The following is a 19,548-nucleotide window of genomic DNA, read 5'->3' as shown; positions in this document are numbered from 1 at the left end:
GTACGGATCACCATTGACGACTATGGCCCGGCGTCCGGCAGTTACACGACGCAGATCGTGGTTGAACGCTACGGCTACTGAAGGTCGACGCCGAGGCTCCTGAGGTGCCGTCTCCAGGTCCGAAACCGGACAATGTACCGTGGAGGCCGATGACTCTTTCTGAAGAACTTCTTATGGCGTACGACCAGCAACTCCGGACGGATGCCGAGACGCCCAGTGCAATCGCCGTTGAACGGCTGGGACCGTTACGTCTGGTGACCTTCGCAGGCGGCAGAGGCTTCGTGACTTATCAGGACCTCGATAAGGCCAGTGCCGTGACGATCGCGCATTGGGTGGCCGAAGTGCTCGCGTTTTACCGCAGCGATCCCGCAGTCGTGCGGGTTGAGTGGAAAACCCGTGGTCACGATCATGCGCCCGGTCTCCATGACGCCCTGCTCGAGAACGGTTTTGAGCCGGATGAGACCGAGTCGATCATGATCGGGCCGGCCAGAGCGTTGAATGTGGACGTGCAGCTCCCGCCCGGCATCAGCTTGTGGCGGGTGACCGAAGAACGGGACATTCGCGCCATGAGCGCAATGCAGGACGAGGTTTTCGGCACTGACGTCTCTGACGGCAATGCCGATGCAATCCTGCGTCGCGTGGCTCTGGACGACGGTATGGAACTGTGGGTCGCCGAACATGGTGGGGCGATTGTCAGTGCGGGCCGCCTCGAGCCGGTACCGGACACGGAATTCGCGGGCATCTGGGGCGGGGCAACGCGGGCAGAATGGCGCGGCCGGGGTATCTACCGGGCGCTCACCGCGGCCCGGGCTCGAGCCGCGCTAACGCTCGGCAAGAAACTCATCCACAGCGACTCAACAGAATATTCGCGACCGATTCTGGAACGCTATGGGTTGCACCGGGTGTCAACAACCACTCCGTACCGCTGGCGGCGCTGACGGCCCAAGCACGTCCGCCGGGAATTTTTTCCAGGTCCGGATATGCTTCCTAGCGCCCTGAATGAAAGGTTGCCGGCGGCCCGGGGAACGGTCCTCCATTGCCCTCGGTGTCGCCCTCGGCGCCGCTGCCGAGGAGGCTTCGGGTGAGGGCGGCGCCGTCGGCCATCAGGTCATCCACAGCCTTCCCCAGATGATGGTCCGCGACCGGCATGTCTTCCAAGGCGCCGGCAACGACCGCCCGGCGGACGAGTTCGCGTGCGAACGAGGCGGTGGTTCCTTCGGTGCGCGCTGCGGCATCTTCAATCGCGTTCGGGCTGAAGGGAATACCGCGGGCATACAGTTTGATCAGCGAGACCCGCTCCGCCTGGGCCGGGAGGGGAATTTCGACGGCCAGGTCCACGCGCCCGGGACGCTGTGCCAGGGCGCGTTCGAGCATGTCCACGCGGTTGGTGGTGAGGATGAACGCGACGTCGGCGTCGCTTGCTAAACCGTCCATGGCGTCCAGCACCTCGAATAGCAGCGGCTGGGGTCCGTGCCCGAAGCTGCGGTCCTCGGCGATCAGATCGCAGTCCTCAAGAACGACGATGGAGGGCTGCAGCGCCCTGGCCATGGTGGCGGCTTCTGAGATCCTGGCGAGCGATCCTCCCGAGAGAAGGATTGCCGTGACACCGTCGCTCCGACTCAACAAATACCGGACCGTGTGGGTCTTGCCGGTCCCCGGTCTGCCGTAGAGCAGGACGCCGCGCTTGAGGTGCTGGCCGTACTTGTTCAGAGAGTCCCGGTGCTCCGCGATACCTAAGGCGTGGTCGGACACTTTCTCCAGCAGGCCACCGGGCAGGATGACATCGGAGGCGGCAAGGGCCGGCCGGGCGTGAAAGGTCACCCCGGCGGCGCTAGGAGACTGCTGAACAACGTGGTTGTGGGGCGGGCGGAACGCCACCAATGGCCGTCAAGCGGCGTGTACTGGTCAGCACTCTAGGTGCGACAACGGGGTCGTTCCGCCCGCTGGGTTCATTCTGCACCCAGATGTGGGGCGTCATCCAGTGGTGGGATTGGCTGGCCGGGGTCCGGGCGGTGGGTTATCCCAGCGCCCAGGATCCCTTCTTCACGGTCAATCCGAGCGTGAGCAGGCGTCGCAGGTTTAGTCCCGCGATCCGTAGCTGCAGCCAGGCGTTGTTCCGTGTGATGCCGCGGTGGGGAACGCGGCGGTTCCCGCGGGTGAGCCAGGCGATGGACCGCTCGACCATGGGCCGGTGCGTGCGGTAGTTGTCCTGGAATGCGAGGTCCGTGGCGCGTTGGCGGTGTTCGCGCAGTAACGCGTCGTGTTCGTGGAGTTCGATCTTGCGTCCCCGTGGTGAGGTGGTGCAACGGTCCCGGAGGGGGCAGCCGGTGCAGGCGGCGCCGAACGTGACCCGTCGTTTGACGGTGATGTTCCTGGTGATGCCGTTCGGGCAGGTCGCGGTGCCGGCTGCTTCATCGACGGTGAAGTCATCGAGGGTGAATCCGCCTTCGACGGCTGGGCGCAGCGGCCATGGTTTGATCACCGGGATATGTGCGGTGCGGGCGAGAGCGGCGAGCATTTCCCCGGAACCGTAGGCCGAGTCGGCCAGGACGTCCGCGCTGGTGCCGGCGATCGTGGGATCCATGGAGATCAGCCGGGCACCGACGGTCCCGTCGCTGTTCTCCGGTCCGGAGGCCTTGGTCAGCTCCGCGGCGGTGATCAGCCCGGTGTCGGGCTCGATGACAATGTGGGCCTTGAATCCGTCTTGCTGCCGGGACTGGGTCTTGTGCGCGTGCCGGGTGTCCGGGTCCACGGTGGAGATCATCCGGTCCGGGGCGACTTTCCGGGCGATCCGCCACCGCCCGTCGGTCCCGTCCGAATCCTCGGCCGGTTCCACGTCCTGCCCGGCGACGAGTGCCAGCAGCGCGTACGCATCGGCCGCCTTGCCGTCCAAGGTGTCGGGATGGACCGCGGCCAGCAGCGCCAGCGCGTCGGTGACAAGCGCCGAAACCAGCCCGTCCCTGGCATCCTGGTCGTCCCAGTCGATGTCCGGTTTGCCGGTGCGGGCGTAGTCATACCCGGTGGCGTGGGTGCTCACCAGGTCCTGCCCGGCAGGGACATCACGGCCGAAGCGGCGGATCCCGGCGATCAGTTGCGTGATGGTGTCCAGCCTCGCGACCGCGTCGTCCAGGACTGTTGAATCCACAGCTCTGCGGCGCTTGCCCTTCAGGATTCCGGCTTCCGCGACGACTTCGGCGATGGCCTCCATGATCCGGTGCGGGTTTCCAGATCCGGCCAGACGCCGTCGCCAGTACGTCAGCGTGCTCGGGTGGAACGCGGTATCGGTCAGCCCGTATCCGCACGCGGCTTTCCAGCGCAGATCGAAGGTCAAAGCCTCGGCGGTTTCCCGGTCAGAGAGGCCCTGCAATGCCTGCAGCACCAGCACCGAGCCGATGACCGGCGCCGGGACTGAAGGCCGGCCCCGCCGCGACGGGAAGAGGTCCTCCATCATTGAATCCGGAAACAGGCGCCCCCGATGTTTGGCCAGAAAAGCGAAGACGCTGCCCGGAGCCAACAACTCTCCGGCCAGCGCCTCCACATCCAAATACCCGCGTTGCGCGTCCTCGCGTCCCTGCATAAGACCAGTCTTAACCACCAGGCCCACGAGTCCAGCCGACGCGCCCCACAACCGCCGATTAGTTCAGCAGTCTCCTAGGACCATACTCGCCCATCACCAACGAAATGACCTGCCCCTTGAGCACGCTGCGGTGTTGCATCCGCCGGCGGAACTCCRAGAGGAAGCGTGCGGCCTGATCTGTAGCGTCGGCCAAGACTTCAAGGGAAGCTGACTGACGGCCATACCGGGGGTTGGCGTCCCGCTGCAGCACCGCGATTGGACTGCCTCCGTGGCTGAATAGCCACAGTCCCAGGGCCACGGCCTGCCGCTGTTCGTCCGGACCGACAGCGAGGTTTGCGTAGTCAGGCTGGGACAGGGGGTATTGCGGAAATATCTGGGACTGCTGCAACATGTCGCTCAGCGAATTATGGTGCCTTTGGTCTCCGCCGCCGATGCCCACGAGCCGGAAGTCAGGGTCCTCTGCGGCGAGCTCTTCCATGAGGATGTCTGCGTCCACGAACCGGTGCGGCGGAATCTCCTCAACCACCACAGCCACTGATTCTGCCTGGACCGCCAAATGGTCGGTGAGCGTGGTCAGCAGCTGGGTTCCCAGTTGAACCCGGTGCTGCCCGGACTGCGCAAGCTCCACCAGCCGCGCGAAATTGTCGATGAACTTCCCCAAATTTTCATCCATGGGCTGACCCTACCAGCGCCGCAATCGGGTGTTGGCGCTCAACAGCATCACGACCAGTGTCAGCCTGCGGGTGCACTGACCGCGATGGTGCCGCCCTGGGGGTCCCTGATCACGGCGCTGCGGAATCCCGGTGTGTCCATGGGTGCCATCAAAATGCCGCCACCCAGTGCTACGGCGTGCTCGGCGATGGCGYCCGCGTCGCGGACAGCGAAATTGACGCTCCAATGCGGCGGGACCGCGACGCCGTCCGTGGCCGTCACGACCGCCACGACTTGACCCGAGCGCAGCCACAGCGAGAAGGGAGCGTCCGGCACTGATTCCAGTACCCAGTCGAACATTTCGCCGTAGAACGCCTGGGCCCGACCGATATCTGTGGTGTGCAGCGAGCTCATGGCCCAGGTATTGGGCTCATTGGCCCGTTCGGCGCCGTCGTTCTCGCCGGCCTGCCGCAGGCAGAACGGAACGCCGGTGGCGTCGGCGAGCATAGCAATGCGGTTACCGGAGCCGGCCCCAAACTGTCCCAAGGGCTTGCCTCCCGCCTGCTCGGCACGAGCCAGGGCTTCCCCGATGTCGTCGACACGCACGTGGGTGATCCACCCCGGAGGCGATTGCGGCGGTGCCTGTCCGATGCCGGCCACCAGCCGCCCGCCCAGGCGCGCGGTGTAGTAGTCGCCATCGAAACCGGACGGCATCGGTGTTGGGTCGTCGAAACTCCAGCCGAAGAGCGGACCGTAAAAGTCTCGGGCCGCCCGCGGATCTGGCTGCAAAGTGTCGACCCAACACGGCGCACCGACTGAGGAGGTATTTCGCGCTGTCATTGAAGAAACCCTTTCGACCGGGCCACGTGGGACGGGAATATTGTTTCCCATGCCCGCGCATTCGAGCAAGACCGCACTGGCGCCTACAGAGTTCCAGAACGGTGCCACAATCCCCACAGCGGAAATATGGCCTCGTTTATTGGCGGCCAGGGGCTGGGACCGAATCTGCTGGAACTCCATTCCCGCGCAGGAAATCGCCGTCACCCGCGAGACCCGGCTCCCCGTGCGGTACGCTCACAAAGATATTCTGGCTATTGGGGGGACCATGAATAAGGGAATGAAATCTGGAATTGCAGTCGTAGCGCTCAGACCAGGAAGTCCGGAGCATGATGACCGTTGAGCGAATGGTGAAGGCCGGCAAGACCATCCATGAGATCCAGCGCTACTACCCGGAGTACTCTCCGTCCACCAAGTAACGCTGTCGGCCCCACTTCGGACGCGATCCGCCGTGCATGAGTGCAAAGCGTTCGGGTACTCAAGATGGGGAACCACAGGCCTGCGTCGACGGAAAAGTCGCATGTGAATTGTTACTCTCTTTTCCTTTTGTGCGGCAAATGCAATTGCTATTCTGAATTTGGTCAGGCAGAGGCTGCTCACTTCGTTGCGGGGAGTTAATGTCTTATGCCGACCAGACTCGATGTCACCATCACAGCCGGCGCGGACTCTCTGGCGGTCGCCCTGAAGCCCCTCGGCTATCTGACCGTCCGCAGCGCCGCCGCCTCACCGGAGCCTGGTAGGGGCGGTGTCGCATGATCGGCACAGGGTCACAGAGGCGCCCCGGCAGCAGGATCTTTTACACGTTCCGGCACTGGCCGCAGGTGCCGACTGGCGACCTCCTGCAACTCCGGCAGGCGCTGGCGAGTAGCCAGGAGCCGGAAGACCAAGACGCCGCCTCCGAGCTCCTGCGGATCATCAACGCGGAACTGCGCGGGCGCGGCCGGCGCCGCGAGTGGCGTCTGGCCCTGATCGGCGCGCGGTCACGCCGCCGGCACGCGGGCAGGCGGTCCGGCAAACAGGACCAAAAGCCTGATCCTGGCCTCCCCTAGTCCAGCGCGGATGCGGCCCTGTGAAAACAAATCGGGGGTGGCCGCATCCGCGCTAAACGCACTCACAGTGCAATGCATTGCACTTGCTCGGCCGGCGCCTGACGGCGTGGACGGGCGGGCAGGTCGCCACCACGTAACGGGCGTGGTGCCCGGCCTCGGCGGCCGATGAAGCGGCCGATGAAGCCGGGCAATAAGACCCGTCCTCCCTCGGTGCCCGCATTGTACGATCATTTGGGGGCGTGCGGCCGGAAGGAGCCGGAGTGGAACTTGCAGGGCAGAGTTTTGTTGGCAGGACCGCGGAGCAGCTTCAGGACCTCGTGCTCTCAAGCGAGGATCTGGAAGAATTTTTGGGCGAACTGGCCCAGCACGCGGCCATTGGGCTATCCCACGCAGAGCGCGAAGTCATCGGCGCCGTAACTGTGGCGAGGCCTAAGAAACCCGCCGCGACCGGTGCCGGCAGCCAGAGGGCATTTGAACTTGAAGAGCTTCAGGCCGCGGCCGGCGAGGGCCCCGGCATCTCCGCGATGAGCGGAGCACACACCGTATATGTCAGGGACGTGACCCGAGAGGGCCGGTGGCCGGAATTCGGTCAAGCAGCTGCGGAGCGGGGCTATGTTGCCGTCCTGGCGGTCCCCATCGATCTGGACGGCGAATGCCGGGCTGCCCTGAGCTTCTACGCCACTCACCGTTCCGGATTTACGGACGGGCAAATCCTCACCGCGGAAAACGTTGCCCGGCAGTTCTGCCGGCCCCTGCGTCTGAGCCTGCGGATCGGCCGCCTCCAGGAAGCCCGCGACGACCTCGCATCCGCCATGAAGTCGCGTACGGTCATCGACATGGCAATCGGCGTGGTCATGGCCCAGAACCGGTGCCCCCCGGATGAGGCGTTCACATTGCTCCGCGAAGCCTCCAACGCCCGCAACACCAAGCTGCGCGAAGTCGCGGCATCGATCGTTGCTGCAATTGCCGGCACCACGGACATTCGTTCACGCTTCGATTTGTAGGGGACGCCCGAGCGGCCGGGGCCGTCAGGAACGGGCAGCGAGGATCTGCTCGCGCAGAATGTCCGCGTGGCCGCAATGCTGGGCCAGTTCCCTGAGCATGTGCAGGTAGACCCACCGCAGCGGCAGCGGACCGCGGCGGTTGCCGCTGACTATGTCGTCAAGGTCGAGGGAAGCGGCCCGGCGGCGTGAGTCCTCGCAGGCCTGGACGTAGGCGGCCCGGAGGCCCGCGATGGTGTCGTCCTCCTCGAGGGTGAACGATTCATCGGGCGTGGCCGGAATGCCGATTTCCTGCCGCGTCCTGCCCGTGATGGCCTCGTCAAACCAGACCTTTTCGACGAAGGTGGCGTGCTTGAGAAGCCCCAGGAGAGTGGTCCTTGACGGTACCAGCGATGCCCGGGCCTCCGGCTCTGAGAGCCCGTCGAGGCAGGCCTGAAGATCCGCACGGTGCTCATCGAGGAAGGCATCGAACTGGGTCCGCATGTCTGCGGTGAAGGTTGCCGGATCCATGCTGGGGTTTGGTCTCATGGCCCCACATCCTAGTACCAGGCGGCCGCGTTTCGGGGGACCCGGACCCGCCCGTGCGGTCCTGGTCCCCACGAATCCGACACAGGCGGACCGGGATCGCGGTCAGTGCCCCCGCGCGATCCATTCCTCAAGGTGCGGAGCTTCGGCGCCGATCGTCGTCGGATCCCCGTGCCCGGTCCGGACCATCGTGTCCGCCGGGAGCGGCAGGAGCCGGTTCCGGATGGAATCGATGATGGTAGGGAAGTCACTAAAGGATCGTCCGGTTGCTCCCGGGCCGCCCTTGAACAGCGTGTCCCCGCTGAACACCGTGTTTTCAAGCTCTGCGCCTTCCAACTCAGTGCCTTCGCCTTCGAGGAGGAAGCACACGGATCCCGGCGAATGCCCGGGGGTGTGAAGCGCCACCAGCCTCGCCCCTGCGACGTCGAAGGTGTCGCCGTCGGCAATGGCGTGGTCCGGCTCGGTGCCGGGGAACACCCGCTCCCACAGCATCCAGTCATCCCGGTTCAGGTACACGGGGGCGTTCACGAGCGCGCGGACCTCGCCCACGGCGCGGATGTGGTCGTCGTGGCCGTGCGTGAGCAGGATCGCCGTGACCTTCCTTCCCGCCACAGCGGCGGCGACGGCGGCGGGATCGTGGGCCGGGTCGATGATGACGCATTCGGCGTCATCCCCGAGGATCCAGACGTTGTTGTCAACCTCCCACGTGCCGCCGTCGAGCGAAAACGTCCCGGAGGTGACCATCCGGTCGATCCGGATGCTCACAGCTCCACCACCGAGCGCAGCACCGCGCCGGCGTGCATCTTCGCGAAGGCTTCCTCGATCTGCTCGATCGCGATCCGTTCCGTCACGAAGGCGTCGAGGTCCAGCTTCCCCTGCCGGTAGAGGCTGATCAGCGTGGGGAAGTCGCGCGAGGGCAGGCAGTCGCCGTACCAGGAGGACTTCAGCGAGCCGCCGCGGCCGAAGACGTCCAGCAGCGGGAGTTCCAGCGTCATCTCGGGGCTCGGCACGCCCACCAGGACCACCGTGCCGGCGAGGTCCCGGGCGTAGAAGGCCTGCTTGTACGTTTCCGGGCGGCCGACGGCGTCGATCACCACATCGGCGCCGAAACCGCCGGTCAGTTCGCGGATTGCCTCCACGGGGTCGACGGCGGACGAATCCACCGTGTGGGTTGCGCCGAGCTCCGTGGCGCGCTGGAGCTTCTTGGCGTCAATGTCGACGGCGATCACGGTGGTGGCGCCGGCGAGCGCTGCGCCGGCGACGGCTGCCACGCCCACTCCGCCGCAGCCGATCACGGCGACTGAATCGCCGCGCTGGACGTTTCCGGTGTTGATCGCCGCGCCGATGCCTGCCATGACGCCGCAGCCGAGCAGGCCGACGGCGGCGGGATCGGCGTCGGGGTCCACCTTGGTGCACTGGCCGGCGGCCACGAGGGTCTTTTCGGCGAAGGCGCCGATGCCCAGCGCGGCCGTCAGCTCCGTGCCGTCCTCCAGGGTCATCTTCTGGGTGGCGTTGTGGGTGTTGAAGCAGTACTGCGGCTGACCTCGCCTGCAGGCACGGCACTCGCCGCAGACGGCCCGCCAGTTCAGCACCACGCGGTCACCGGGGGCGACCTCGGTGACGTCCGGTCCCACGGCACTGACAACGCCTGTGGCCTCGTGGCCGAGCAGGAACGGGAAGTCGTCGTTGATCGCGCCCTGTTTGTAGTGCAGATCGGTGTGGCAGACGCCGCAGGTCAGGATGTCCACGAGGGCCTCGCCGGGGCCGGGGTCCGGCACCAGGATCGTCTCCAGGGTGACGTCGGCATTCTTGGAACGGACTACTGCGGCCTTGACTTTATGGACCATGAAACAAGCTCCTCTGCTCTGAACGCGGATTTCTCGCACAACTTACTGGCACAACGGGCGGCGGCGCGGCCCTTTGGAGGCCGCGCCGTCGTGGGTTGGTGTTGTCCTTGGATACAGGAAGGGACTAGGCCGCGAGCCGGCTCTTGACCTCTGCTGCGGAGGGGTTCGTGGCGGCGGTGCCGTCCGGGAACAGCACCGTGGGGACGGTGCGGTTGCCTCCATTGAGCTGCTCGACGAGATCGGCGGTGCCTTCGACTTCCTCGATGTTGATCTCGGTGTACCCGATGCCCTGCGCGTCCAGCTGCTTCTTCAGCCGGTTGCAGTAGCCGCACCACGTGGTCGAAAACATGGTGATGGTGCCGGATTCGGGGGTGAAGTCCACGAAGTTCTCCTCAAGCTTGTGGTTGGGGCCGGCGAGTACGGCCGGGCGCCCACTGAAGTCATACGTCACTGCCAACAACCGTACCCCGCAGCCCGCTATTCCCGCAGGCACAGGGCGGAGCCAGGGTGCGGATGACATGGAATGGGCGCGGTGGCATGCTGGTGCCATGTGTGGACGCTACGTGATGGCCCGGGCCGTCGGAGACCTGCTGGCCGAATTCGACGCCGGGCTGGAGGACGAGATCGCGATTCCGCCGTCGTGGAACGTGGCCCCGACGGCGGATGTGCCGATCCTGCTCGAACGGCTGGTGGACGGAGAGCCGGTCCGCCAACTGCACATTGCGCGCTGGGGTCTGGTGCCCTCCTGGGCCAAGGATCCGGGAATCGGGTCCAAGATGATCAATGCCCGCAGCGAGACGGTGCTGGAGAAGCCCGCCTTCCGGAAAGCGACCCGCGCCCGTCGCTRTGCCGTGCCCGCGGACGGCTACTACGAGTGGAAGGGCGAGGGCCGCAGCAAGCAGCCCTACTACGTCCATCCCAAGGACGGGCACCCCATTGTCTTCGCGGGTCTATATGAATGGTGGAGGGACCCGTCCAAGGCAGAGGGCGACCCGGAGCGCTGGATGCTCTCGACCTCGATCATGACCACCGACTCCCCGCCGGAGGGCTACGCCGGGGGGATGCTGGCCGAGCTGACCGCGCTGCACGACAGGGTTCCGCTGCCCATGAACCGCGAGACCATGCAGACGTGGCTGGACCCGCAGGCCGATGACGCCGCCGGACTCGTGGACCTGGTCCGGGCCGGGGCGCACGACGTCGCGGAAGGCTGGACGATCGACGCCGTCGGCACCGCTGTCGGTAACGTCAAGAATGACTCACCGGAACTCATCCAGCCGGTGGGGGGCCTGTTCTAGCGGCGGCGCCCTCAGGTCCGGTACCAATAGTCAGAGCGTCACTGTGCCGCCGCCGTCGACCGCCCAGCCGGGGTTGAAGGCGATCTCCCAGCGGTAGCCGTCGGGATCGGCAAAGTAGCCGGTGTAGCCGCCCCAGGGCTGGGTCTTCGGTGCCGCGACGATGAGGGCTCCCGCGGACTCGGCTTCGGCCATCACCCAGTCGACTTCCGCCGTGCTGGCCAGGTTGTGGCTGAGGGTGATGCACGCAACGCCGGCAGGGGGATCGGTGGCCGCTTCGGACTGCATTTGGCCCGCGTCCCAGAGCGAGAGGATCAGTCCGTGGTTGACCTGGATGAAGAGCACCTCGCCGGGGACTTCCCGGTGGACCGGCCATCCCAGGCCATCGACGTAGAAGCGGCGGGAGGCGTCAACACTGCGGACACCCAGCGAAATTAAGTCGACTCGTGGCTGCATCTTTCGATACTGTCATGCACATGCCCACAAATCACGCAGACGATAAGACCGCCCAGGCCGACCGGGAACAGCTCGCCGCCGTGCGCGTGGCTGTTGACGAGGTGGACGAGCAGATCGTGTCCTTGATCGGGCGCCGCGAACGGCTGATCCGGATCGCCGGGACCCTCAAGGCGGACAGCGCGGAGGTCCGTGCGCCCGGGCGCGTGGAGCGGGTCATCGAACACGTCCGCGCCACGGCGGAACAGAAGGACATCGACGTCGAACTCGTCGAGAAGACCTACCGGGCGATGATCGATGCCTTCATCACCCTCGAGCTGGAAGTGTACAAGTCCACTTCATAGCAGGGGCTTCTTGGAACGTGTCTAGAGGGACTCTTCGACAGGCACGTTGGCCTGGTATTCCCGGCCGTCACAATCGCTGAAGGCGGTCATGAGGTGGCCCTTGGGCAGGCCCAGCACCGTCGCGATGGGGAAGTTTCCGGTGATGGTGTTCCCTGAGTGTTCCACGCCTGTGAGGTCGAAGTTCTCTTCCGTGCCGTCATGGTTGAAGAAGTAGAAGGAGACCGCCTCGCCGTTCATGAACTCAATTCCCAGTCTGCGTTGATGGGAGTAGTCCGGCTCGGCCGCGAGCAGGCCAACAACGTAGGCGCCTTGCCCCGGGATATTTCCGTCTATATCGAAGGTCGCCACCAAGGTTGAATTCTTGGCGGCGACCTTTACGTGCTTCAGGAGTGCGATATGGGAGCTCATGGCTCAATCCTGCTACCTGTGCCATCGTCCGTCCACCCCCGATCTGGGTTTTGTCGCCTTTCCGACGTAGACTGAATTTATTCGAAGATATGTTCGAATAAATCAGAAACGCTAGAAGGCGGCATCTAGAAGACGGAATCTAGAAGACGGAATCTAAGCGGGGACTGGGCCGGCTCCAGCCCGGACTGGGTCGGGAGGCAACGTGGGCATGTTCAGCGAGTCTGTGGATGTTGTCTGTACGCCCTCGGGCCAGCCCCTGCGCCTCGACTGGGCCGGCCGGCGCTACACGGTCTGCGTGGAACCCGTCCGCTGGTATGAACGCCGCCAATGGTGGGCGGAGGAAAGCCGGGCGCCGCTCGGGAGCGGCCCGGGCCTGGTAGATCACGAGATCTGGCGGGTCCAGGTGCGTGCCGCCGGGGACCACGCCGCGGCCTCCACCCTCACCCTTGACCTGACCCGGCATATCAGCAGCGGCCGGTGGCGGCTCCTGAGGATCCACGACGCCCTGCAGCCCCTCCGGAAGCCCGAAACAGCATGAACTTCACCCATTTGCATGTCTCCACCGCCTTCAGCGCCCACTATGGCGTCTCCTGGCCGGATGAACTGGCCGGCGCGGCCGCAGCCGACGGCGCCACCGCGCTGGCCTGCACGGACCGCGACGGGCTGTACGGCACCATCAAGCACCTGAAGGCGTGCATGGCAGCCGGGCTCGATGCGATCGTCGGGGTGGACCTTGCGGTCTTTGACGACGACGGTGACCTCCGCACCCTGGTCGGGGGACGCGTCGTTGTGCTGGCGCACGGCCACAACAACGGCGCCGGCTACCGGGCGTTGTGCCGGCTGATCTCCGACGCCCATGCCCGCACTACGGGGAAGGCGCAGGGAGCGGTGCCGGTGGCCGTCACCCGGGCGGAACTGGCCTCCCGCACCCTGCACCCGGAAACCCTCCAGCCGGTCCTGACAGTGCTGATCGGCCCGGACTCCGACGTCGGCCGGGCGATGGGCGGCCGGCGCTACCTGCGGCCCCGCACCCTGTTCAAACGCTGGCTGGACGCCATGCCCCCAGGGACCCTGGCCGCCGAGGTTGTGTCCCAGCTCAGCCCGCCAGGGGAGCCGCTGAGCACCGCTCATGCGGTGCGCATGCTCAAGCTCGCCGCAGAGCACGGGGTGCCGGCCGTGCTGAGCAACGCCGTGCGTTATGTGGCAGAGGACGGCGCGGCCACCGCCGATGTGCTGGACTCGGCCCGGACGCTTAAATCCCTCCCCGAACTCTCCGCCGCCCCGCTGCTGCAGCCCAACGGGCAGGGCTGGCTCAAATCGGCGGCCCAGATGCTGCAGCTGGGCAAGGAGATCATCCACGCCGCCGGCTACGGCACGGCGGACCTCAAACGGCTCCTGGCCCAGACCGAGGCGCTCGCGGACCGCTGCCGCATGGATCCTGTGGCTGACATGGGCTGGAAACAGCCCGTGGTCCCGGAAGCATCCGTGATCGGGATCGACGGCGACGCGCTCGCCGAACTGACCCTGCGCTGCGAGGCCGGCATCGGCCGCCGCTTCCCTGGAATCTCCGGGCAGCGGGAACAGCAAATGCGGACCCGGCTGGGGCACGAGCTCCGGATCATCGACTCGCTGGGCTTCGCCTCCTACTTCCTGACCGTCGCAGAGGTCTCCCGGATGATCCTTGCCCTGGGCGTGAGGGCGGCCGCGCGCGGTTCGGGCGCCTCCAGCCTGGTCAACTACCTGATCGACATCAGCCAGGTGAACCCACTCCAGCACGACCTCATCTTTGAGCGCTTCCTCTCCCGCGACCGCGCCACGCTGCCCGACATCGACATCGACGTCGAGAGCGCCGAACGGCACAACGTCTACCGGAAGATCTTTGAGCGTTTCGGCGCCGAACGCGTCACGCTGATGAGCATGCAGAATGGCTACCGCGCTCGCGGTGCCGTGCGCGATGCCGGCCTGGCCCTGGGCATGGACGACGGCGAGGTCGGGGAAATCGCCAAGCAGCTGTGGCGGTTCTCGGCCCGGCACTTCCGCGAAGCCCTCGTGGAGAAACCCGAGCTGAAGGAATTCGCGGACCGGGTGGAGCAGCGCGGTTTCACCGAAAACCAGCAGCTGGACCTGCTGGTGGACCTCACGGAGCGGCTGGACCGGCTGCCACGCCACATCTCCATGCATCCGTGCGGCGTGATCCTCGGCGATGCCACCCTGCTGGACCGCACCCCCGTCCAGCCCAGCGGCCTGGGCCTGCCCATGAGCCAGTTCGACAAGCACGACATGGACCCCATGGGCATGCTCAAACTCGACGTCCTGGGTGTCCGGATGCAGAGCGCCATGGCCTTTGCGGTCCGGGAGGTGATCCGGCTGCACCCGACCAAGGCCGAGGTGGTGGCCGCCGGCGCGCATCCGGCCGGCCCGGACGGGACGGGTCCGGATTACATCGCCGAGGACGGGCGCATCGACCTCAACGCGGTCCCGCTCGATGACGAGCCAACCTTTGAACTGATCCGCAGCACCCACACCCTGGGCTGCTTCCAGATCGAATCCCCGGGCCAGCGCGAACTGATCGGGAAAATGGCCCCCCGGGAATTCAACGATCTCATCATTGACATCTCGCTGTTCCGCCCCGGCCCGATGAAATCTGACATGGTCCGGCCCTTCCTGGAGCACCGGCACGGGTTCGCCCCCGAGGTCTATCCGCATCCCGACCTCAAACCGGTCCTCAAGGAGACCCACGGGGTCACGGTTTTCCACGAACAAATCCTCAAGACCTTCGACGTCATGACCGGGTGCGGGCTGGCGCGCGCCGACGAGTTCCGCCGGGCGCTGGGCAATGAGGTGCTGGAAGCCAGGGTGGAGGAGTTCTTCCGGAAGGAGGCGCGGACCCGGAACTACAGTCCCGAGGTGGTGGACAAGGTCTGGGGCACGCTGAAGGCCTTTGGCAGCTTCGGGTTCTGCAAGGCCCACGGAGCCGCCTTCGCCGTGCCCACCTACCAGTCGGCCTGGCTCAAGGCGCACCACCCGGAGGCCTTCCTTGCCGGGCTCTGGGAACACGACCCCGGCATGTACCCCAAACGCCTGCTCGTGGCCGAGGCCCGCCGGCTGGGGATCCCCATCCTTCCCCTCGACATCAACCGGAGCCAGGCAGAGTACCGGGTGGAGCGGGTGGAATCCGGGCCGGACCGGGGCAGGCTGGGCATCCGGCTGAGCCTGAACGGCATCTTCGGGCTCTCCGGCGCCGAGCTGAAACGGATAGTGGCCGGCCAGCCCTACGACTCGCTGGCGGACCTGCGCGCCCGGTCGCGGCTGAGCAGGCCCAGCATCCAGCGCCTGGCCCAGCTTGGCACCTTCGATTCGCTGCACCGGGCGTCCGGGGGAGCCGCCAACCGGGCGGACCTGGTCCAGCACCTGCAGAAGCTCCAGGCCCGCCCCCTGAGGAAGGGCGTGGAGGTCATTGAGGGCCAGCTGGCGTTGCCGCTGGGGGACGTGGAACTGAGGAACCTGTTGGCTGTGCTGCCCGCGCCCAGCATGGTGGACAACGTCCGGGCGGAACTGGACCTGATGGCCGTGGACGTCAGCGAGCACCTCATGACCAGCCACCGCCCGCTGCTGGACCGGCTCGGCGTCATAACAGCGGACAAGCTGCTGGGACTGCGCAACGGCACTGAGGTGCTGGTTGCCGGGGTCCGTGTGGCCACCCAGACCCCGCCCATGCGGGGTGGCCGGCGGGTGGTGTTCATCAGCATCGACGACGGCACGGGCTGCGTGGATTCGGTCTTCTTCCACGAAGCGCAGGAGCAGTCCGGATCCTTGCTGTTCGGCACCCGCCTGCTGCTGATCCGCGGCACCACCCGCCGGACCGGGCCGCGGGGGATCAGCATCAGCGCCAGCATGGCCTGGGACCTCAGCCGCCCGGAGTCCCTGCCGTTCCCGGAATCCGTTGCCGGCGCCACCGGCCAGCACGAGCCTTACCTGTCCGGCCCCCTGGACGGGATCGGCAGGAACCTCGCCATCACCGGGCTGGGGGGCTGACCGCCCATCGGTGCGGCCGCCGCGGGGCTGAGGCGCGGCTGCGGCCGGGCTGCGGCTGCTCTAGGGTGACTGCGCCGGCGCGTTGGTTGGCCTCTGGAGAAACCGATAGCATGGACGAGGCTGGCTGTGGTCCCCGTACGCCACAAGCTACGAAGCCTTAACTTTGAATAGGAGACACCCGTGTCAGATGCCCAGCAGATCACCCTTCTCATCGACGGCGAAGAGACCAAGGTGACTACCGGGACCACCGGCGCGGAACTCTTCTTTGAGCGCCGCGACGTCGTTGTGGCCCGCGTTAACGGCGAGTTGAAGGACCTGGACCAGCCCCTTCCCGAGGACGCCGCCGTCGAGGCCGTCACCATTGATTCCTCGGACGGGCTCAACGTCCTGCGCCACTCCACCGCCCACGTCATGGCCCAGGCCGTGCAGCAGCTGCGCCCGGACGCGAAGCTCGGCATCGGCCCCTACATCACGGACGGCTTCTACTTCGACTTCGACGTCGCGGAACCGTTCACCCCGGAAGACCTCCGCCAGCTCGAAAAGATGATGCAGAAGATCATCAACCAGAACCAGAAGTTCGTGCGCCGCGTGGTGTCCGAGGACGAGGCCCGCGAGGCGATGAAGGACGAGCCCTACAAGCTCGAACTGCTGGGCAAGAAGAATGACGCCGCCGAGGCCGGCGAGGGCGTCAACGTGGAGGTCGGCGCCGGCGACATCACCATCTACGACAACGTGGACCGCAAGAGCGGGGACAGCATCTGGTGCGATCTGTGCCGCGGCCCGCACCTGCCGAACACCAAGCTGATCTCCAACGCCTTCGCCCTGACCCGGTCCTCGGCCGCCTACTGGCTGGGCGACCAGAACAACCAGCAGCTGCAGCGCATCTACGGCACCGCCTGGCCCACCAAGGACGCCCTCAAGGCCTACCAGGAGCGCATTGCCGAGGCCGAGCGCCGCGACCATCGCAAACTCGGCGCGGAGCTGGACCTGTTCTCCTTCCCGGACGAGCTCGGCTCAGGCCTGCCGGTCTTCCACCCCAAGGGCGGCATCATCCGTAAGGCCATGGAGGACTACTCCCGCCAGCGCCATGTGGATGCGGGCTACGATTTCGTCTACACCCCGCACATCACCAAGGGCCACCTCTACGAGGTCTCAGGCCACCTGGACTGGTACAAGGAGGGCATGTTCCCGGCGATGCACATCGACGCGGAGCTGAACGAGGACGGCACGGTGCGCAAACCCGGCCAGGACTACTACCTCAAGCCGATGAACTGCCCCATGCACAACCTGATCTTCCGGTCCCGCGGACGCTCCTACCGCGAACTTCCGCTGCGGCTCTTCGAGTTCGGCTCGGTCTACCGCTACGAGAAGTCCGGCGTGGTGCACGGCCTGACCCGGGTCCGGGGCATGACCCAGGACGACGCCCACATCTACTGCACCCGCGAGCAGATGAAGGACGAGCTGACCACCACGCTGAACTTCGTCCTCGGCCTGCTCAAGGACTACGGCCTGGACGACTTCTACCTTGAGCTCTCCACCAAGAACGAAGACAAGTTCGTGGGCGACGACGCCACATGGGAGGAAGCCACCCGCACCCTCGCCGAGGTGGCCGAAGCCTCCGGGCTTGAGCTCATCCCGGATCCGGGCGGAGCCGCGTTCTACGGCCCCAAGATTTCCGTCCAGACCAAGGACGCGCTCGGCCGCACCTGGCAGATGTCCACCATCCAGCTGGACTTCAACCTGCCTGAACGCTTCGAGCTCGAGTTCCAGGCCGCGGACGGCACCCGGCAGCGGCCCGTGATGATCCACCGCGCCTTGTTCGGCTCAGTGGAGCGCTTCATGGGCGTTCTGACCGAACACTACGCCGGTGCCTTCCCCGCCTGGCTGGCGCCCGTGCAGGTGGTGGGCATCCCGGTGGCGGAGGCTTTCAACGACTACATGTTCGACGTCGTGGACCAGCTCAAGGCGGTCGGCATCCGCGCCGAGGTGGACATCTCCTCGGACCGTTTCCCGAAGAAGATCCGCACCGCCAGCAAGGACAAGATCCCGTTCGTGCTGATCGCCGGCGGAGACGACGCTGACGCGGGAGCCGTGTCCTTCCGCTTCCGTGACGGCAGCCAGGACAACGGCGTGCCCGTGGCCGAGGCCGTCCAGCGGATCGTCGACGCTGTCCGAAACCGGACCAGCTAGGCAGACGGAAGGCAGCGCGTGCAGGAAACCACAGGGGCCGGGCCGGAGTATCCGGGCGACCACGCCGTGACGGACGACTTCGGCCTCGCCGGGGTCCCGGACGCTTTCCAGCGCCTGTGGACCCCGCACCGGATGGCGTACATCAAGGGCGGCCAGCAGCAGTTCAAGAACCCGGACGACTGTCCGTTCTGCGTCGCACCCGAGCGGGGCGACGAGGACTCCCTGATCGTGTACCGGGGAAGGACCAGCTATGTGGTGCTGAACCTCTTCCCGTACAACCCGGGCCACCTGCTGGTCTGCCCCTACCGGCACATCCCCGACTACACCGATCTCACGGTCGAGGAAACGGCGGAATTCGCCGAGCTGACCCAGACGGCCATGCGGGTGCTCCGCAAAGTCGCCAACCCCTCCGGTTTCAATCTGGGCATGAACCAGGGCGTCACCGGCGGGGCGGGCATCGCCGGCCACCTGCACCAGCACGTGGTGCCGCGCTGGGGCGGGGACGGAAATTTTTTCCCCATCATTGCCCAGACGAAGGCGATCACGCAGACCCTCGGGGAGGTTCGCCAGCAGGTGGCCGACGCGTGGCCGCAGGAAATGCCAATTCAGCAGGAAATGCCAGCGCAGCAGGAAACAGCTGGGGAGAAGGATGCTTAACAGGCACGCCCGGGGTTTCTTCACCGCCCTGTTTTCCCCTGTCGCCCGCTGGCTCCTGCGGATCGGCGTGTCTCCGGACGCCGTGACGGTGGTCGGCACGCTCGGTGTGGTGATCGGCGCCCTCGTGTTCTACCCGCTCGGGCAGCTCTTGTGGGGGACCGTGTTCATCACGGCGTTCATCTTCTCCGACGTCATTGACGGCATCATGGCCCGGATGCAGCATCGCGGCGGCCGGTGGGGCAACTTCCTGGACTCCACCCTGGACCGCGTGGCCGACGGCGCCCTCTTCGCCGGCCTCGCCGTCTGGTTCTTCACCGGCGGTGCCAACCCGCCGATCGCCATTGCCGCCATCGTCTGCCTTGTGCTCGGCATGGTGGTCTCTTACGCTCGGGCCAAGGCGGAAGCCCTGGGCTTTCACGCCAACGTCGGCATCGCCGAACGCGCGGAGCGCCTCGTGTCCGTGCTGGTGGTGACGGGACTCACGGGCCTGGGCCTGCCCGTCGTCGTGCTGTTCGTGACGCTGTGCCTCCTCGCGGCGGCGAGCCTGGTGACGGTGATCCAGCGCATCGTGACAGTCCACCGCCAGTCGCTGGAGGAACCCGAAGGTACCGCCACGGAACGGTCCGCCTGACTGCCCCCACGGCGCCCCGGCGGACTGGCCGAATCCCCGGCCCGGCGCGTG

General features: G+C 66.2%; 20 protein-coding genes. 10 read left to right on the top strand and 10 right to left on the bottom strand.

Features of this window, described 5'->3' with window-relative positions; genetic code table 11:
• Positions 1-149: 149 nt before the first annotated feature.
• Complete coding sequence (locus tag AC1D2F_RS05355; RefSeq protein WP_476966347.1) at positions 150-938, top strand: GNAT family N-acetyltransferase; 789 nt, start codon at positions 150-152, stop codon at positions 936-938.
• Positions 939-987: 49 nt separating this feature from the next.
• On the opposite strand, the gene AC1D2F_RS05350 is transcribed toward AC1D2F_RS05355, so the two are convergent.
• From AC1D2F_RS05350 to AC1D2F_RS05335, 4 genes are all read right to left on the bottom strand, one after another.
• The gene (locus AC1D2F_RS05350) at positions 988-1,821 is read right to left on the bottom strand and encodes an AAA family ATPase (protein WP_476966346.1); all 834 of its coding nucleotides are present in this window, start codon (positions 1,819-1,821) and stop codon (positions 988-990) included.
• 196 nt (positions 1,822-2,017) lie between these two features.
• Positions 2,018-3,577 (bottom strand): IS1182 family transposase, encoded by a 1,560-nt coding sequence (locus tag AC1D2F_RS05345; protein ID WP_476966345.1) that lies wholly within the window; start codon positions 3,575-3,577, stop codon positions 2,018-2,020.
• A gap of 58 nt (positions 3,578-3,635) precedes the next feature.
• The gene (locus AC1D2F_RS05340; protein WP_476966344.1) at positions 3,636-4,250 is read right to left on the bottom strand and encodes a hypothetical protein; all 615 of its coding nucleotides are present in this window, start codon (positions 4,248-4,250) and stop codon (positions 3,636-3,638) included.
• Positions 4,251-4,309: 59 nt separating this feature from the next.
• Complete coding sequence (locus AC1D2F_RS05335; RefSeq protein WP_476966343.1) at positions 4,310-5,068, bottom strand: VOC family protein; 759 nt, start codon at positions 5,066-5,068, stop codon at positions 4,310-4,312.
• A gap of 749 nt (positions 5,069-5,817) precedes the next feature.
• Here AC1D2F_RS05335 and AC1D2F_RS05330 point away from each other — a divergent pair.
• Positions 5,818-6,114: a hypothetical protein gene (locus AC1D2F_RS05330; protein WP_229994051.1), complete on the top strand. Its 297-nt coding sequence runs from the start codon at positions 5,818-5,820 to the stop codon at positions 6,112-6,114.
• Positions 6,115-6,374: 260 nt separating this feature from the next.
• Positions 6,375-7,118, top strand: coding sequence for a GAF and ANTAR domain-containing protein (locus tag AC1D2F_RS05325; RefSeq protein WP_229994052.1), 744 nt, complete (start codon positions 6,375-6,377; stop codon positions 7,116-7,118).
• 24 nt (positions 7,119-7,142) lie between these two features.
• On the opposite strand, the gene AC1D2F_RS05320 is transcribed toward AC1D2F_RS05325, so the two are convergent.
• From AC1D2F_RS05320 to AC1D2F_RS05305, 4 genes are all read right to left on the bottom strand, one after another.
• Positions 7,143-7,643, bottom strand: coding sequence for a DinB family protein (locus AC1D2F_RS05320; protein WP_229994053.1), 501 nt, complete (start codon positions 7,641-7,643; stop codon positions 7,143-7,145).
• Between the two features lie 102 nt (positions 7,644-7,745).
• Positions 7,746-8,405, bottom strand: a complete 660-nt coding sequence (locus AC1D2F_RS05315; protein ID WP_476966342.1) for an MBL fold metallo-hydrolase — start codon at positions 8,403-8,405, stop codon at positions 7,746-7,748.
• Entirely contained in the window at positions 8,402-9,487 is a 1,086-nt protein-coding gene (locus AC1D2F_RS05310; protein WP_476966341.1) for an S-(hydroxymethyl)mycothiol dehydrogenase, read from the bottom strand. Before AC1D2F_RS05310 ends, AC1D2F_RS05315 begins: the two co-directional genes overlap by 4 nt.
• 124 nt (positions 9,488-9,611) lie before the next feature.
• The gene (locus AC1D2F_RS05305; RefSeq protein ID WP_011692168.1) at positions 9,612-9,869 is read right to left on the bottom strand and encodes a mycoredoxin; all 258 of its coding nucleotides are present in this window, start codon (positions 9,867-9,869) and stop codon (positions 9,612-9,614) included.
• A 166-nt stretch (positions 9,870-10,035) separates the two neighbouring features.
• Between AC1D2F_RS05305 and AC1D2F_RS05300 the strand changes: the two genes are divergently transcribed.
• A complete protein-coding gene (locus tag AC1D2F_RS05300) occupies positions 10,036-10,782 on the top strand; it encodes an SOS response-associated peptidase (RefSeq protein WP_476966340.1) in 747 nt (248 codons plus the stop codon).
• 30 nt (positions 10,783-10,812) lie between these two features.
• On the opposite strand, the gene AC1D2F_RS05295 is transcribed toward AC1D2F_RS05300, so the two are convergent.
• Positions 10,813-11,235, bottom strand: a complete 423-nt coding sequence (locus AC1D2F_RS05295) for a VOC family protein (RefSeq protein WP_229994056.1) — start codon at positions 11,233-11,235, stop codon at positions 10,813-10,815.
• 14 nt (positions 11,236-11,249) lie between these two features.
• On the opposite strand from AC1D2F_RS05295, the gene AC1D2F_RS05290 reads away from it, so the two are divergent.
• Positions 11,250-11,576 (top strand): chorismate mutase, encoded by a 327-nt coding sequence (locus AC1D2F_RS05290; protein WP_229994057.1) that lies wholly within the window; start codon positions 11,250-11,252, stop codon positions 11,574-11,576.
• 21 nt (positions 11,577-11,597) lie between these two features.
• On the opposite strand, the gene AC1D2F_RS05285 is transcribed toward AC1D2F_RS05290, so the two are convergent.
• The gene (locus tag AC1D2F_RS05285; RefSeq protein ID WP_229994058.1) at positions 11,598-11,984 is read right to left on the bottom strand and encodes a hypothetical protein; all 387 of its coding nucleotides are present in this window, start codon (positions 11,982-11,984) and stop codon (positions 11,598-11,600) included.
• Between the two features lie 202 nt (positions 11,985-12,186).
• On the opposite strand from AC1D2F_RS05285, the gene AC1D2F_RS05280 reads away from it, so the two are divergent.
• From AC1D2F_RS05280 to pgsA, 5 genes are all read left to right on the top strand, one after another.
• Entirely contained in the window at positions 12,187-12,522 is a 336-nt protein-coding gene (locus AC1D2F_RS05280; protein ID WP_476966339.1) for a DUF6504 family protein, read from the top strand.
• Entirely contained in the window at positions 12,519-16,019 is a 3,501-nt protein-coding gene (locus AC1D2F_RS05275; RefSeq protein ID WP_476966338.1) for a DNA polymerase III subunit alpha, read from the top strand. The genes AC1D2F_RS05280 and AC1D2F_RS05275 overlap by 4 nt, the downstream gene beginning before the upstream one ends.
• A gap of 180 nt (positions 16,020-16,199) precedes the next feature.
• Positions 16,200-18,209 (top strand): threonine--tRNA ligase, encoded by a 2,010-nt coding sequence (thrS, locus tag AC1D2F_RS05270; protein WP_476966337.1) that lies wholly within the window; start codon positions 16,200-16,202, stop codon positions 18,207-18,209.
• Between the two features lie 18 nt (positions 18,210-18,227).
• Entirely contained in the window at positions 18,228-18,866 is a 639-nt protein-coding gene (locus AC1D2F_RS05265) for an HIT family protein (protein WP_476966336.1), read from the top strand.
• The gene (gene pgsA, locus AC1D2F_RS05260) at positions 18,859-19,497 is read left to right on the top strand and encodes a phosphatidylinositol phosphate synthase (protein WP_229994063.1); all 639 of its coding nucleotides are present in this window, start codon (positions 18,859-18,861) and stop codon (positions 19,495-19,497) included. The genes AC1D2F_RS05265 and pgsA overlap by 8 nt, the downstream gene beginning before the upstream one ends.
• The last annotated feature ends 51 nt before the right edge of the window (positions 19,498-19,548 follow it).

The organism is Arthrobacter sp. P1_B3, assembly GCF_056406615.1.
The sequence above is the reverse complement of the archived record's forward strand: the minus strand, read 5'-3'. Positions and strand labels throughout refer to the sequence as shown.